This window comes from Pseudoalteromonas sp. APC 3358 (assembly GCF_030408075.1).
Taxonomy (GTDB): domain Bacteria; phylum Pseudomonadota; class Gammaproteobacteria; order Enterobacterales; family Alteromonadaceae; genus Pseudoalteromonas; species Pseudoalteromonas arctica.
Window position 1 is genome coordinate 228924 of the sequence record NZ_JASDCE010000004.1, and the last position, 15640, is coordinate 244563.

The window sequence follows — 15640 nt, forward strand, 5'->3', positions numbered from 1 at the left end:
CATAGACCATATTTATAGAACATGAATACTGTACAAACGCGCCTACCATTAAAGGTTAAATTACAGACATAAAAAAACCGATGTAATTACATCGGTTTTTATTTAAAAACGTTAAAGTGAGTTATGCGTTAAAGATACTCAACTTCAATGATTTCGAACTCAACAATACCTTTTGGCGTTTGAATAGACACTGCATCGTCCATTTGTTTACCAATTAAGCCACGTGCAATCGGTGAGTTAACAGATATTAAGTTGTTTTTAATATTTGCTTCGTCATCGCCCACAATACGGTATTTTACTTCAGCATCGGTTTCTATATTTACAATAGTTACCGTAGTGCCAAAAATAACTCTACCGGTATTTGGCATTTTAGTTACGTCGATAATTTGAACATTTGAAAGTTTAGCTTCAATTTCTTGAATACGCCCTTCACAAAAACCCTGTTGCTCACGCGCAGCGTGGTATTCAGCGTTTTCTTTTAAGTCACCATGTTCACGTGCAACCGCAATATCACTTACGATTTTAGGACGGGTAACTGTTTTTAATTCGTTAAGCTCTTTACGCAGTAAATCTGCGCCACGAACTGTCATCGGAATTGATTGCATACTTTTCTCACTTAACACCAAGGCCCTAGTTGGCCTTGGCACATTTCCTTAGTTCAATCGCAGATGTAGCTCTTGAACTGACGTCACTTTGCTGCGGTCATCTGCTTTATTAGCAGTACAGTTAGCGAATGCCGCGTTCAAGGTTGTCGTATAGTTGGTTTTATTTTGCAATGCACCACGACGTAACACCTTCGAATCTTCGATCGCTTGGCGACCTTCGGTGGTATTAACGATATAGCTGTACTCTTTATTCTTGATATAATCAAGAATATGCGGGCGGCCTTCATATACTTTGTTTACACGTCGTACTTCAATGCCAGCTTCTTCAAGAGCTTGTGCCGTGCCACCAGTTGCGTCAAGTTCAAAACCTAAGTCGGTCATGATTTTGGCTAATTCAACAATACGTGGCTTATCGCTATTACGAACAGATAATAGCGCGCGACCACCGCGTGGTAAAGTGTTGCTTGCACCTAATTGTGCTTTTGCGAATGCTTCGGCGAAAGTATCACCAACACCCATCACTTCACCTGTTGAACGCATCTCAGGACCACGGATTGGATCCACACCCTGAAACTTAGCAAATGGTAAAACAACTTCTTTAACGCTGTAGTAAGGAGGGATCACTTCTTTAGTAATACCTTGGCTCGCTAAAGACTGCCCAGCCATACAACGTGCAGCTACTTTTGCAAGCGCCACACCGGTTGCTTTTGATACAAACGGTACAGTACGTGCAGCACGCGGGTTAACTTCGATTAAGTACACTTTGTCTTCTTTTACTGCAAACTGTGTATTCATCAAGCCAACAACACCAAGTTCAAGCGCCATGTCGGTTACTTGCTTGCGCATTACGTCTTGCACTTCTTGTGATAAAGAATGTGCTGGTAATGAACAGGCTGAGTCACCCGAGTGAACACCCGCTTGCTCAATGTGCTCCATAATACCGCCGATAATTACTTGCTCGCCGTCACAAATTGCGTCAACGTCAACTTCAATCGCGTTATCTAAGAAACGATCCAGTAATACAGGTGCTTCGTTTGATGCTTGTACAGCTTCGGTCATGTAGCGACGTAAATCATCTTCGTCGTATACAATTTCCATCGCACGACCGCCTAGTACATACGACGGGCGTACTACTAACGGGAAGCCAATTTCAACTGATTTAAGTAAGGCTTCTTCGGTTGAAGTTACTGTTGCATTTTCTGGCTGAAGTAAGTTTAAACGCTCAACAAGTTGTTGGAAGCGTTCGCGGTCTTCTGCACGGTCAATCGCATCAGGTGAAGTACCAATCACTGGTACACCATTCGCTTCAAGCTCACGCGCTAGTTTAAGTGGTGTTTGACCACCGTACTGTACGATAACGCCTTTTGGCTTTTCAACACGTACGATTTCGAGTACGTCTTCAAGCGTAATTGGTTCAAAGTATAACCTGTCAGATGTATCGTAATCGGTAGATACCGTTTCAGGGTTACAGTTAACCATAATTGTTTCGTAACCGTCTTCGCGAAGCGCAAGCGAGGCATGTACACAACAGTAATCAAACTCAATACCTTGACCGATACGGTTTGGACCACCACCAATAACCATGATTTTATCACGATCTGTTGGGTTAGCTTCACACTCTTCATCGTAAGTTGAGTACATGTAAGCAGTGTCTGAGCTAAATTCTGCAGCGCACGTATCAACACGTTTGTATACTGGCACGATGTTTAATAAATGACGTTTTTTACGAATTTCAGCTTCAGATACACCTGCAATTTCTGCTATACGCGGATCTGCAAAGCCTTTGCGTTTAAGTTTACGTAGGAAGTCAGCATTTAAACCCGCCATGCCTACTTTCGCTATTTTTGCTTCGTCTTTTAAAATGTCTTCTATTTGTACTAAGAACCAGCGGTTAACTTTAGTCAGTTCGTAAACATCATCAACGCTCATACCATGGCGCATTGCATCGGCAATGTACCAAATACGCTCAGCGCCTGGCTCGCGTAGTTCACGAATTATTTTTTCTTTTGCTTTAGGATCATCAAGCGCAACTATCGGGTTAAATCCCGTTGCACCCACTTCAAGACCACGTAATGCTTTGTGTAATGATTCTTGTTGGTTACGACCAATTGCCATTACTTCGCCAACTGATTTCATTTGCGTAGTTAAACGGTCGTTTGCACCGGCAAATTTTTCAAAGTTAAAGCGAGGAATTTTTGTAACAACGTAATCGATTGAAGGCTCAAAAGACGCGGGAGTTTTGCCACCAGTAATGTCGTTTTGAAGCTCGTCAAGCGTATAACCTACGGCTAGTTTTGCTGCAATTTTAGCAATTGGGAAACCCGTTGCTTTTGATGCTAATGCAGATGAACGTGATACACGTGGGTTCATCTCAATGATAACCATACGGCCATCTTCAGGATTAATACCAAACTGCACGTTAGATCCGCCAGTTTCTACACCAATTTCACGTAATACTGCCATAGAGGCGTTACGCATAATTTGGTATTCTTTGTCGGTTAGCGTTTGCGCTGGTGCAACGGTGATTGAATCGCCAGTGTGAACACCCATAGGGTCAAAGTTTTCAATGGTACAAACAATAATACAGTTGTCGTTTTTATCACGTACAACTTCTGTTTCGTACTCTTTCCAACCAATCAGTGATTCATCAATTAGTAATTCGTTCGTTGGCGATAAATCTAAGCCTCGTTCACAAATTTCTTCAAACTCTTCTAAGTTATACGCCACACCGCCGCCGGTGCCGCCCATAGTAAAAGAAGGCCTGATAATACATGGTAAACCAATGCGCGTTATGATGTCTTTGGCTTCATCCATAGAGTGAGCAATCTCAGCACGAGGACATTCAAGACCAATATTTTTCATTGCTACGTCAAAGCGTTCACGGTTTTCTGCTTTGTCGATTGCATCAGCCGTTGCACCAATTAGTTCAACACCATGTTTAGCCAATACACCGTGCTTGTCTAGTTCAAGCGCACAGTTTAATGCCGTTTGACCACCCATTGTAGGCAGTACTGCATCTGGCTTTTCTTTTTCAATAATTTTTTCTACCACTTCCCAGTGAATTGGTTCGATGTATGTTGCATCAGCCATATCAGGGTCGGTCATGATAGTTGCAGGGTTTGAGTTAACTAATATAACTCTGTAGCCTTCTTCTCTAAGTGCTTTACACGCTTGAGCACCAGAGTAGTCAAATTCACAAGCTTGACCAATTACAATTGGGCCTGCGCCTAAGATAAGAATGCTTTTTATGTCGGTACGTTTTGGCATTATTACTCCAGTTAAATTAGTGTTTACGCGCTTGCATCAAATCGATGAAGTGGTCAAATAATGGGGCTGCATCGTGCGGACCAGGGCTTGCTTCAGGGTGACCCTGAAAGCTAAACGCAGGTTTATCTGTACGATGAATACCTTGAAGCGTTCCGTCAAATAACGATTTGTGCGTGGCACGAAGCGTACTTGGCAGGCTTGACTCTTGCGCAGCAAAACCATGGTTTTGAGCTGTGATCATAACTACATCGCGGTCTAGGTCTTTAACTGGGTGGTTAGCGCCGTGGTGGCCAAATTTCATTTTTTCTGTTTTAGCGCCTGAGGCAAGGGCTAATAACTGATGACCTAAACAGATACCAAAAATTGGTGTGTCGGTTTCTAAAAAGGTTTTAATTGCATCAATAGCGTAAGTACATGGCTCAGGATCGCCAGGGCCATTAGATAGGAAGATACCATCAGGGTTTAAAGCCAGTACGTCAGCGGCAGAGGTTTGCGCTGGTACTACTGTAAGTTTACAACCACGGTCTACAAGCATACGTAAAATATTACGCTTTACACCGAAGTCGTAGGCAACAACATGAAACTTTTCATCAGCAGCATCAAGGGTTTTAAATCCTTCGCCTAATGTCCAGCTTGATTCGCGCCACTCAAAATTTTCCTTGGTTGAGACAACTTTTGCTAAATCCATACCTTTTAAACCTGGGAAGGCTTGCGCGGCTTGTAACGCTTTATTTTCGTCTAGCTCGTCGCCAGCAATAATACACCCGTTTTGTGCGCCTTTATCACGCAAAATTCGAGTTAACTTTCTGGTGTCGATGTCCGCAATACCTAAAATATTACGTTCTTTTAAGTAATCATCTAACGATTGCTCGTTACGAAAATTACTTGCTAGCAGTGGCAAATCACGGATCACTAGGCCTTTAGCCCAAATTTGATTCGCTTCTTCGTCTTCGCTGTTGGTACCCGTATTACCGATATGTGGGTACGTCAAAGTTACGATTTGTTCCGCGTATGATGGATCAGTCAAAATTTCTTGATAACCAGTCATAGACGTATTGAATACTACTTCACCGACTGACATGCCGTCAGCGCCGATTGCAGTACCGCGAAACACTGTGCCGTCTTCTAGGACTAACAGAGCGGATTTAGTCAAGTTAAACCTCCTAACAGTAAAAAACGGGAGTAAGCAATTGCTTAACACCCCGCCAATACCCAGAGGGATCGTCAAAACCAGATTTCTGTGAGCTTAAATTGTTTTACGCAGTCTTAAATGATGCAGATGTAAAGCATTCAACCTTCAATCATTTTTTCTTGCCTAAAACTATTTTTATTCCCACTGAAACCCCGGATTTACTAGCCACTTGGGTATAATTGGAAACACGCATTTAGTAATTTTTGGCAAATTGGCTGCATATTACATTAAGTTAGCTTTTAGGTCTAATATTATTTAGTAAATTGTTACAAACAAGTCACTGTAGGCAAAATTAGACCCAAACAGTTAAAAAAGTAACTAAACTACTTCAGATCTAGTACATCTTGCATATCATAAAGTCCTACAGGTTTATTTTTCAACCAGCTTGCAGCCCTTACAGCACCTAGAGCGAATGTCATTCTTGAACTTGCTTTATGGGTTAATTCGAGTCTTTCGCCCATTGTGGCGAAGTATGCGGTGTGTTCACCTACTATATCGCCCCCTCTTAGTACCGAATAACCAATTTCATTTTGCGATTTAGCGGTCTCCACTTGGCTGCGGTCATATACAGCAACCTCGTCGTGGTCCCAGCCTTTAGCCTGTGCAATTGATTCGCCAATGGCTAATGCTGTGCCCGATGGCGCATCGATTTTATGACGATGATGCGCTTCAAATATTTCAATATCTAAATCGTCACCAAATTTGGTCGCTGCGGTTTGCACAAGGTTCAGTAATACATTGACTCCTACACTGTAGTTTCGCGCAAATACAATAGGAATATGCTTAGCGGCATCGTGTAAAAGTGCCATATCGTCGCTTGTTAAGCCCGTTGTACCAATAACCATAGGAATTTTTTGTGCTACAGCGGTTTTTAAATGGTTTTTCATACCAGCGGGAAGCGTAAAGTCGATTAAAACATCTACATTATCTATTGTGGTTTCTTCGCTAAAGCTAACACTGTTATCGGCTGCGCTATTTACTTGATTTACATTAATACCTAATAACGATGAACTGCTACGAACGTATGCACCTGTAAGTTGTGTTTGCTCTTTAATTGTCGCTGCTTCTAATAGAGCTAAGCCCATTCTGCCATTAGCACCAAAAACGCCTATTCGATTTGTAGTCATTGTTTTTACCTAATTTAAATTTGGATCCGTTTTTTACTAATCTGAGTATATATCCGGTGCATTACAAATACGCGCTTGGGCATTTTTATGCAGTTGGACAAATATTAATCGCTGAAAATAGCGTTACTTTGTAGATATTATCTAAAAGTCATGCAATAGTCAGGTGACCTTTTAATTTAATAATAATAACAATACCAGTTTACTTTAGCCATCTATACATTTAAACTTCTCTTTCGCGTCGATTTGGTCTTTGGCTTGCGGGCGCTGCACTCTCCTAATTTTGTTAATGATTAACATAGTAGGTAGATTTGCTAAATTCAGCTAAAAGAGGAATTTTTGGCTGTTGTAAATTAACTGGTTTCGAGGATTATGATGCAGCCATCATTTAACAAAAATAAAGCAATACTTTCTTTACTACCCCTTTTAACCTTTGTAGCACTATTTTTGGGCTCTGGTTTATATTTACAATCGCAAGGGGTTGACTACGCTTTTTATCAACTTCCTGCTCCAGTTGCTATATTACCCGCCATTATGCTTGCGTTTATATTAAATAAAGGCACAGTAAACGAGTGTGTAGAAACCTTTATAAAAGGTGCCGGCCACAACAATATTATTACCATGTGTTTAATCTACTTACTTGCAGGTGCGTTTTCTGCCGTTGCCAGTGCAACCGGTGGTGTAGATGCGGTAGTAAATGCTGGCTTATCACTTATTCCACCTGCGTTATTGCTCCCTGGCTTATTTTTAATTGCAGCGGTTGTATCTACTGCAATGGGTACGTCGATGGGAACGATTGGTGCGATTGGTCCTATTGCTTATGCGGTATCAATTAAAACAGGTATAGATCCAGCATTAATGGCAGGTACGATTGTATCTGGTGCTATGTTTGGCGATAACCTATCAATTATTTCCGACACCACTATTGCAGCTACGCGAACGCAGGGCTGTGAAATGAAAGACAAGTTTAAAGAGAATCTTAAAATTGCAGTCCCTGCTGCAATACTAACTATTGGCTTGTTGTTTTATTTAACACCTGCGGCGCAAGTTGTTGAAACCAAAGATTACGATATTTGGTTAGTACTTCCTTATGCCTTTATTTTAGTGTTAGCAGTTGCTGGCTTGAACGTATTTGTTGTGTTATTTAGCGGTATTATTTTTGCTGCATTAATGGGCTTTACAGGAAGTTATGAAGGCGCAAGCTTTGTAAAAGACATTTACAAAGGCTTTACCGATATGCAGGAAATATTTTTACTATCAATGTTTATTGGTGGCTTATCTGAATTTATTCGTATTAACGGTGGCCTTGATTTCATTGCTCAAAAAATTCAAGCCATAACTAAAATCATCGCAAAATGGCACCGTAAAGTGGCTGACCAATTAGGTATTGCTGCATTAGTTATGACTAGCAACATGTGTATTGCTAATAATACCGTATCAATTATTGTTGCTGGCCCTATTGCTAAAAAGCTGGCAGATGATGGTGAAATAAGCGGTAAACGCTCTGCAAGTTTGCTTGATATATTTGCTTGTGTAACGCAAGGCTCACTTCCTTATGGCGCACAAGCGCTACTGTTAGGTGCTACGTTTAAAATTAGCCCGTGGGAAGTATCAACGTCTTCTTATTACTGTTTTATTTTAGCATTTACGGCGATTACTATTATTTGTTTGCGCCGTAATAAAGCGTAATAAATTGAGTCATTACATGTTGCAGCTTATTAAGTAGGCTGCAACATGTGTTAAATTAGCGATCAACAAATCAATCTCTTCTGCTATAATTGCCGCTTCCGCGTGTCACTAAAATTATAGTTATAAACAGTTATGAAATTTAAAAAATTACTCCCTTTTATTACCCTTACTTCTCTCGCTTTATCATCGTCGGCTTTCGCTGCCAATTGGAGCAGTACAGCAGTACATATAAATAATGGCAGCCAAAAAAATCCATTTTCTAAGCAAGAGTCAGACACCACTGTTTACTCGCTTCAACATGCATCGGGCTATGACTACGGCGATAATTTCTTTTTTATTGATTACAGTAAAGACGATATAGATGACGGTTACCAAGATGCTGATTTTTATGGTGAGTGGTACTCAACGGTTAGCTTATCTGCCATCACTGGTAAGCAAATTGGCTCTGGCGCATTATTAGATGTTGGCCTAACGGGCGGTATTAACGTTGCTGGTGATGCAAAAGTAATGAAGTATCTACCAGGTGTTAAATTAAGCTGGGATGTACCTGGGTTTAACTTTTTTCAAACGCTGTTCACAGCCTACATTGACGATAGTGAAGGTGTAGCAAAAGGCGGCGCACCTATTGAAACTAATAGTTGGATGCTTGATGTTGCCTTTGAATACCCTTTTAATATTGGCTCACAAAAATTTAGCTTTAAAGGCCACGCTGAATACATTGCAGAGCGTGAAGATGAATTTGGTAACGATGTAGAGGCGTGGATACTCGCACAGCCTATTTTAGTGTGGGATATGGGTCACGCCCTTCAAATGAAAGAAAACACACTACTGCTGGGAATGGAATTACAATACTGGCACAACAAATTAGGTACTGAAGTCACTGAATCGGTACCACAAATCCATATTGAGTGGACATTTTAAGCTTCAACAATCAGCTCTTTACTCAGTAATAATAAGCGAAGCACTATTTTAGCTTCGCTTTTTTTCGTCCACGTAAAACATTTAATTGAACAGGTTTAAATACTTAGTTATTGTTGTACTTCTTTTTAAGCCAAGCGCTCGCCTTTAATAGGAGTAACTGAATGTCGTCGATTAAAGTTATTTGTTTCTCTACTTTATTAGTACTAACAAACAATGCCTTAGCTGGCCCTTCTCAAGATACATCCGCCCTTTCTTATGATGCACTATTAAGCAATTACGAATACGATTTTAAGGTAAATTACTTTGCACTTGAGTCGCAAAAACAATCATTAAAAATGGCTTATATTTACTTAAAGCCAACTAAAGCCGATATGCCTACAGTTACACTTATGCATGGCAAAAATTTTAACGCCGACTACTGGACTACAACCGCTCAGTATCTGCAATCTTTAGGTTATGGGGTATTAATCCCTGATCAAATTGGTTTTGGCAAGTCATCTAAACCAACGGATTACCAGTATTCGTTTGCGACGCTTGCTCATCATACTCACGCGTTAATAGATTCACTTAATATTAAAGAGTCGATTGTACTTGGGCACTCTATGGGTGGGATGCTAGCGAGTCGTTTTGCATTAATGTACCCAAACGCCACTAAAAAGCTAATTTTATTAAACCCTATTGGGCTTGAAAACTACTTGCAGTATGTTGATTACAAAGATACTAATTTTTTCTATAAAAACGAGCTTTCAAAAACACCGGAAGGCGTTAAACGTTATCAGCAAAAAAATTACTACGATGGTAAGTGGAATACAACATATTCAGCTTTAACTGACTTTATAACAGGGCAAATACAAGGCCCAGATAAAGAACAAATGGCATGGGTGAATGCAAAAACATACGATATGATTTTCACTCAACCTGTAATAACCGAATTTAAAGATTTAACTGTGCCAGTTAAATTAATTATTGGTACACGCGATAGAACCGGTCCAGGCCGTAACTGGAAAAAAGAGGATGTTGATTACGAGCTTGGTCGATACGATAAATTAGGCAAACACGCTGCAACACTTATTCCTGACGCACAATTATTCGAACTAGATAACTTAGGGCACCTGCCGCACATTGAAGATTTTGAACGCTTTAAAAATGTATTACAAAAAGCGCTTACAACTAAATAAAGGTGAGTACTGAATACAAAAACCCCTGTAAGTAATTACTCACAGGGGTTTTTATTTAGTAATTAAACTAGATTACAGCTTACATTGTGGGTTTTTACCCTGTGCTTTAGCTGTACTTTGCTCACTAAGTGCTTTACTCATTTGTGCTTGTAAGTCTTTAATACGACTGCTTGGCGCTGGGTGAGTTGATAAAAACTCAGGTGTTGTACCACTACCTGCTGCACTCATATTTTGCCAAAGGGTTACTGATTCTTGTGGATTAAAGCCTGCTTCAGCCATTAAATCCAAGCCAATTTCATCAGCTTCTGACTCGTGCGAACGGCTAAATGGCAAAACAACACCATACTGTGCGCCTAAGCCTAGACCCTGCATAATTTCATTACGGTATTGAATGTTACCCATTTCAAGTGCTGCACTACCAAGTTGCATACCGGTATCTAAAATAGAGCTTTGTGAAACACGCTCATTAGAATGCTCAGCAATTACGTGCCCTACTTCGTGCCCTAGCACTGTTGCTAGTTGGTCTTGATTGGTGGCTATTTTTAATAAGCCCGTATGAACCCCAATGTAACCACCAGGTAGTGCAAAAGCGTTAGCAGATTCATCTTCAAATACAACTACTTCCCAATTTTGCGACGCGTATTCTTTTGGTAATACAGCCACTACTTTTTCAGCAATGCAATTTACATATGCATTTGTTTTTGCATCTTTATTAATTGGTTGGCTTTTTTTCATATCTGCAAAACTAGCAGTGCCCATTTCACTCATTTGTTGATCTGAGTAAAGCGCTATTTGAGTGCGTCCTGTTGGTGACGTTTTACAACCGACTAAAACGGCTGTCGCTAATACTGCAAGTACTAGTTTTTTCATGATAATTCTCTTTAGTAATGAATTTTTTATTGCTTGTAGAATAGCAAACACAGTACCAATTTAAAATATTTGCTTTATATACCTTTATATTAAAAGGATGCGATAAGACGATAAACTTAGCAGGCAAACTAAGTTTATCCAAATACAATGCCCTGTTACACTATAGCCCTTGTTTTTAGTGATTGTTGAGTTTACACATGGACGCCTCAGCCTCGTCTTTTAATACCCGTATTTTATTGCCTTTATTAGCCAGTATCGTGGCGATTACTCCTTTGGCTATTGATATGTATTTGCCTGCCATGCTAGTAATTGCAAGCGATTTACAAACTAATATGCCAAATGTACAAATATCGTTGAGTATTTACTTAGCGGGTTATTCATTGGGGATGTTATTTTTTGGCCCTATTGCCGATCAAATTGGCCGCCGTAAGCTCGCACGTATTGGCTTAACCCTATTTGGCGCAAGCTCACTTGCACTCGCATTTACAACCGAAATCCATGCGTTTTGGACTCTTAGAGCAGTGCAAGCATTTACGGGAGCGGCAGCTACCGTAGTCGTACCGGGTATTATTCGCCATATTTATCAGCAAAATACAGCTAAGGGAATGTCGTATGTGTCGATGATCATGATGGTAGCACCGTTAGTAGCCCCCTCTGTTGGTTCGTTTATTTTAGGATTTTCTGTTTGGTCAACCATATTTTTGGTTCTTGCTGGATATAGCTTTTTAATATTAGCGTTTGTACAAGTGTATTTAATAGATATACCTATTCATAAAAATGAGAAAAAAGGCCTCGCTCTATTTTTTGATAGCTATAAAACAGTACTTAGTAATAAAGACGCACGTGCGGATATACTCAGTTCTATGTTTGTATCGTTTGGATTTTTTTGCTTTTTGACCTCAGTACCATTTATTTATTTAGATTTATATGAAGTGTCAGAACAGTTATTTGGTGTGTTATTTGCGTTTAATGTAATGGCGCTTATGTTTGGTAACTTTTTAAATACGCGAATTGTACCAAGGCTGGGTTCTCGAAAAATGCTCTATATTGGGCTTGTATGTGGGTTTGTATCGGGGCTTGCGCTGTTAACATTTAGCTTATTGCACTTATCACTTTATTATATTGTGGCTGCTATTGCGCCATTAATGATGAGTTTAGGTGTCACTGCAAGTAATGCTGATTCGCTAATATTAATGAAGTTTGAAAGAAACACAGGTACGGCAACGGCCGTAATTGGCACACTTCGTTTTGGTAGTGGTGCATTAGTTGGCCCGCTACTCGCCATTATGCATGCAAAAAGCGCAGTGCCATTTTCAAGTTTAATGTTTAGTGCTGTGTTACTCACTATGCTCGTACAGCTAATTCACTATAAAAAAGACAAAAAAAATGCCTCAATATGAGGCATTTTTATCAAAGCTAATAATCTTAAATTAATTAAGCGTCAACAGCTTTAGAAACCATAACCATTGCAGGGCGTAATAAACGACCATTCAATGTGTAACCTTTTTGCATAACAGCAAGTACTGTATTAGGTGTTACATCGTTACTTGGTTGAATTGACATTGCTTGATGAAAATCTGGATTAAACTGCTCACCTTGTGGGTTTACAATTTCAACACCAAATTTAGAAACAGCGTCATTAAAGCTCTTAACCGTCATATCGATACCTTCAAGCAACGGCTTTAGTGTCTCATTTTCTTTATCAGAAAATTCAATAGCACGTTCAAGGTTATCAATTACAGGTAGTAATTCGTTAGCAAATTTTTCTAGTGCAAATTTATGCGCTTTTTCTACATCTTGTGCTGCACGACGACGAATATTATCTACATCTGCTGCGGCACGAACAACACCGTCTTTTTGATCAGCAATTGTTTGCTTTGCAGCTTCAAGCTCTGCATATAACATCGCAATTTCTGCTTCAGGGCTTTGTTCTTGTTCTGCATGCTGATCAGCGGCTTCTACTGCTGCTTCTACATCAGCCTGCATTTTAGAAATTTCTTCGTTTAATTCTACTTCTTGCTCAGGGTTTTGTGTCTGCTCAGACATAAAATACGTGCTCCAATTCTTTACAACTGCGGTAATTATGGGGATTGAATAAAAAGATTCAAGAGTTAGATGCCTCAATTAATTTAAATTCTTGAATTATTTCTTCAATCTGCGCTGATTTAGGACAAATTATACAAAAACGGCTTTGATATTCTTGATTTTTAAAGTACGGCACGCTTATTACAATTAATTCATCGCACTCAGTAAAAGGTAATTTTTCGCTATTAAGTACCGATACACCATTTTTAAAAGCGAGTTTATCTTCTACATAATTTAAAAACGAAACACCAATATTTAAACTTTGTTCGCAGTCTATTTGTTTGTAGAGGTAATTTTCACCAACAACAATACTATTATCTGAGCCTAATTTTTGGCTTAGTTGTCGCGTCCATTGATTAAGCGAATCATGGCAATTTCGAGGCGCTGTATTTGCCATAGCTTGCATACGGTACAAACCTTCCATTAAGGTTTGTTGGCTAAATACAGTGTTCAACCAAGTGGCAAATTGATAACGAACAGAGTCTGACGAATCATGAGGTTTATCAATACAAATATTGTGACTCTGCCCTGCCCTATCTATTAATAAAATAAGCCAGTCGGTAGAATCAAAATCAAGCACTTCTACTCTAAACACTTGCTGTGAACTGGCTTGAGGTAAACCAACACAACAACATACTTGGTATTTTTGGCTCAAACCATGCGCTAGCTCAACGAGTTGTGACTGCTGTGGTTGCCAATAATTAGCAATATCAGCAAGCACAAAAAATTCGTCAAACCAATAATCAAACCCTTCATTTGTCGGCACTCGCCCTGCGGATGTATGAGGTGAATACAATAAGCCCACTTTTTCTAAGCGAGCCATAGCATTACGAACCGTAGCCGAACACACTGCCATGCCTTTGAGCTTGGCAATTTTTGTTGATGGAACAGGCAAGCCTTCACCATTACAGTACATGTTCATAACAGCTGAAAAAATTTGCTGATCTCGTGGGTTTAGTTTCATGGTATCTACATCTTGTTGCATGAAAGAGATATCGGGGCGTTTAGTTCTTTTTCAAGTCGTGCAGCTAACTCACTGCGAATAAAATTGAAGGTTTATAATATTGCTATAATCTGTATTTTCAAACACTTCTGTTTTGAGTTACTCTACTATTATTAAATCTCTTTGTGCGTACATTATGGACTCTCCTTTTAACACCATAGGCCTAATTGGCAAACCTAATCACCCGGGAGCCGCTGCTACCCTTCAGCGTTTACATACCTTTTTACTTGCGCTTGGCTTTGAGGTAATAGTAGAAAAACGCACAGGGAGTCAGTTAGACGATATTCCGCATGACAAACTTGTTAAGTTAGTCGACTTAGGTGAACAAGCCGATTTAGCCATTGTTGTAGGCGGTGACGGTAACATGCTTGGCGCAGCTCGCGTACTTGCGCGCTTTAACATTGCTGTAATTGGTGTAAATAGAGGCAACCTTGGCTTTTTAACTGATTTAAACCCCGAAGGGTTTGAAGCGAGCTTAGAGCAAGTACTCAGTGGTGAGTATCTTGAAGAAAAACGTTTTTTATTAGAAGTAGAAGTATATCGCCACAACGAATTAAAAAGTGCAAACTCAGCCGTTAACGAAGCGGTACTTCATGCCGATAAAGTAGCGCACATGATTGAATTTGAAGCTTTTATAAATAATGACTTTGTGTTTTCTCAGCGCTCCGATGGTTTAATAGTATCAACCCCGACAGGCTCTACGGCGTATTCACTTTCAGGTGGCGGTCCAATATTAACGCCAGAACTAAATGCTATATCGTTAGTACCTATGTTTCCTCATACCTTATCTAGCAGACCTTTAGTGGTAGATGCCGATAATGAAGTTCGTTTAAAGCTAAGCCTAGAAAATACAGATAGCCTACAGGTAAGCTGCGACAGCCACGTAGTGCTAGCCGTATTGCCCGGCGATGAGGTAGTAATTAAAAAAGCCGATAAACAATTGCGCTTAATTCATCCAAAAAATTACTCTTACTACAACGTTTTACGTACAAAACTGAATTGGGGTAGTCGTTTGTACTAATTTTATTGCCAAATTTAGTACTATAAAGCAAAATGGCGACTTAAAATAATAATCAACTAATTTAGGAACGAGTAGCAATGACTTATGTAGTATTCTTTGCTTTACTGCTATTAATTACACTTTTATACAGTTACCTCAAAATTGAGAGTAACCGTAAAAAAGCGATAGAAGCTAGAAAAAAGCTATTTAATGAACGTGTTTCGCATGTAAATACGCGCCTTAAAGCAAAGCTTAATGATCTACTTGATGCTAAAATAATTCGCCCAAAATACGTTCCTCGCATTCAAGCTATTGTAAATAATTTTTTTGTTGTTCAATCACATACAGACGAGAACTTGCAACAGCTTGAAGATACCGCCGACCTACTAATTAATACGTTGTCCAACGAGTTAATTAAAACCAATCAAACAAATATAATTCAACCATTGATTGATAATATACAGTACTTTGTATCTGAGTTGCCCCAGCAAGGAATTTTGTACAATAAGAGTTTTTATATTAATACATTACCTCCCCTCATTGCTCTGCTTAAAACCGAAGAGAGTATACAACCTACTGATATTGTTGATGATCAAATTGATACATCTTCCCAAACTTCCGATACACAGTTTACTCAAGATGTAAGTGTTGCTTAAATAATAAAAAATTAATTTGCAAAAAAACAAAACACTGTATAAATTAACAG

The 15640-nt window shown here is 39.5% G+C and carries 13 protein-coding genes; 6 read left to right on the forward strand and 7 right to left on the reverse strand.

Annotated features, from left to right (window positions below; genetic code table 11):
• Positions 1-128: 128 nt before the first annotated feature.
• The 4 genes from greA to dapB all read right to left on the reverse strand — a co-directional run bounded on the left by greA (position 129) and on the right by dapB (position 6191).
• Positions 129-605 (reverse strand): transcription elongation factor GreA, encoded by a 477-nt coding sequence (gene greA / locus QL995_RS08325; protein WP_010553419.1) that lies wholly within the window; start codon positions 603-605, stop codon positions 129-131.
• A 48-nt stretch (positions 606-653) separates the two neighbouring features.
• The gene (carB, locus tag QL995_RS08330; protein WP_121955296.1) at positions 654-3872 is read right to left on the reverse strand and encodes a carbamoyl-phosphate synthase large subunit; all 3219 of its coding nucleotides are present in this window, start codon (positions 3870-3872) and stop codon (positions 654-656) included.
• A 16-nt stretch (positions 3873-3888) separates the two neighbouring features.
• Positions 3889-5025 carry a glutamine-hydrolyzing carbamoyl-phosphate synthase small subunit gene (carA, locus tag QL995_RS08335; RefSeq protein ID WP_007375827.1) on the reverse strand — a complete coding sequence of 379 codons (1137 nt, stop codon included), beginning with the start codon at positions 5023-5025 and terminating at the stop codon, positions 3889-3891.
• A 362-nt stretch (positions 5026-5387) separates the two neighbouring features.
• Positions 5388-6191, reverse strand: a complete 804-nt coding sequence (gene dapB / locus QL995_RS08340; protein ID WP_024592675.1) for a 4-hydroxy-tetrahydrodipicolinate reductase — start codon at positions 6189-6191, stop codon at positions 5388-5390.
• A 372-nt stretch (positions 6192-6563) separates the two neighbouring features.
• Here dapB and QL995_RS08345 point away from each other — a divergent pair, with 372 nt between their 5' ends.
• The 3 genes from QL995_RS08345 to QL995_RS08355 all read left to right on the forward strand — a co-directional run bounded on the left by QL995_RS08345 (position 6564) and on the right by QL995_RS08355 (position 9976).
• On the forward strand, positions 6564-7877 hold the full coding sequence (locus QL995_RS08345; RefSeq protein WP_024590843.1) for a Na+/H+ antiporter NhaC family protein: 1314 nt from the start codon (positions 6564-6566) through the stop codon (positions 7875-7877).
• A gap of 132 nt (positions 7878-8009) precedes the next feature.
• Positions 8010-8798, forward strand: a complete 789-nt coding sequence (locus tag QL995_RS08350) for a nucleoside-binding protein (protein ID WP_290293969.1) — start codon at positions 8010-8012, stop codon at positions 8796-8798.
• Positions 8799-8959: 161 nt separating this feature from the next.
• Positions 8960-9976 carry an alpha/beta hydrolase gene (locus QL995_RS08355; protein WP_290293970.1) on the forward strand — a complete coding sequence of 339 codons (1017 nt, stop codon included), beginning with the start codon at positions 8960-8962 and terminating at the stop codon, positions 9974-9976.
• Between the two features lie 72 nt (positions 9977-10048).
• Here the strand turns inward: QL995_RS08355 and QL995_RS08360 are convergent, their stop codons facing one another.
• Entirely contained in the window at positions 10049-10846 is a 798-nt protein-coding gene (locus QL995_RS08360; protein ID WP_010553413.1) for a M48 family metallopeptidase, read from the reverse strand.
• Positions 10847-11043: 197 nt separating this feature from the next.
• Here QL995_RS08360 and QL995_RS08365 point away from each other — a divergent pair, with 197 nt between their 5' ends.
• Positions 11044-12246 carry a Bcr/CflA family efflux MFS transporter gene (locus tag QL995_RS08365; protein ID WP_010553412.1) on the forward strand — a complete coding sequence of 401 codons (1203 nt, stop codon included), beginning with the start codon at positions 11044-11046 and terminating at the stop codon, positions 12244-12246.
• Between the two features lie 34 nt (positions 12247-12280).
• Here QL995_RS08365 and grpE read toward each other — a convergent pair whose 3' ends face one another.
• Complete coding sequence (gene grpE, locus QL995_RS08370; RefSeq protein ID WP_197118867.1) at positions 12281-12892, reverse strand: nucleotide exchange factor GrpE; 612 nt, start codon at positions 12890-12892, stop codon at positions 12281-12283.
• A 58-nt stretch (positions 12893-12950) separates the two neighbouring features.
• On the reverse strand, positions 12951-13916 hold the full coding sequence (locus QL995_RS08375) for an HrcA family transcriptional regulator (RefSeq protein WP_024590838.1): 966 nt from the start codon (positions 13914-13916) through the stop codon (positions 12951-12953).
• 154 nt (positions 13917-14070) lie between these two features.
• On the opposite strand from QL995_RS08375, the gene nadK reads away from it, so the two are divergent.
• Positions 14071-14955 (forward strand): NAD(+) kinase, encoded by an 885-nt coding sequence (gene nadK / locus QL995_RS08380; RefSeq protein ID WP_004335384.1) that lies wholly within the window; start codon positions 14071-14073, stop codon positions 14953-14955.
• 77 nt (positions 14956-15032) lie between these two features.
• Positions 15033-15590 (forward strand): hypothetical protein, encoded by a 558-nt coding sequence (locus QL995_RS08385; RefSeq protein ID WP_290293971.1) that lies wholly within the window; start codon positions 15033-15035, stop codon positions 15588-15590.
• Positions 15591-15640: the final 50 nt, after the last annotated feature.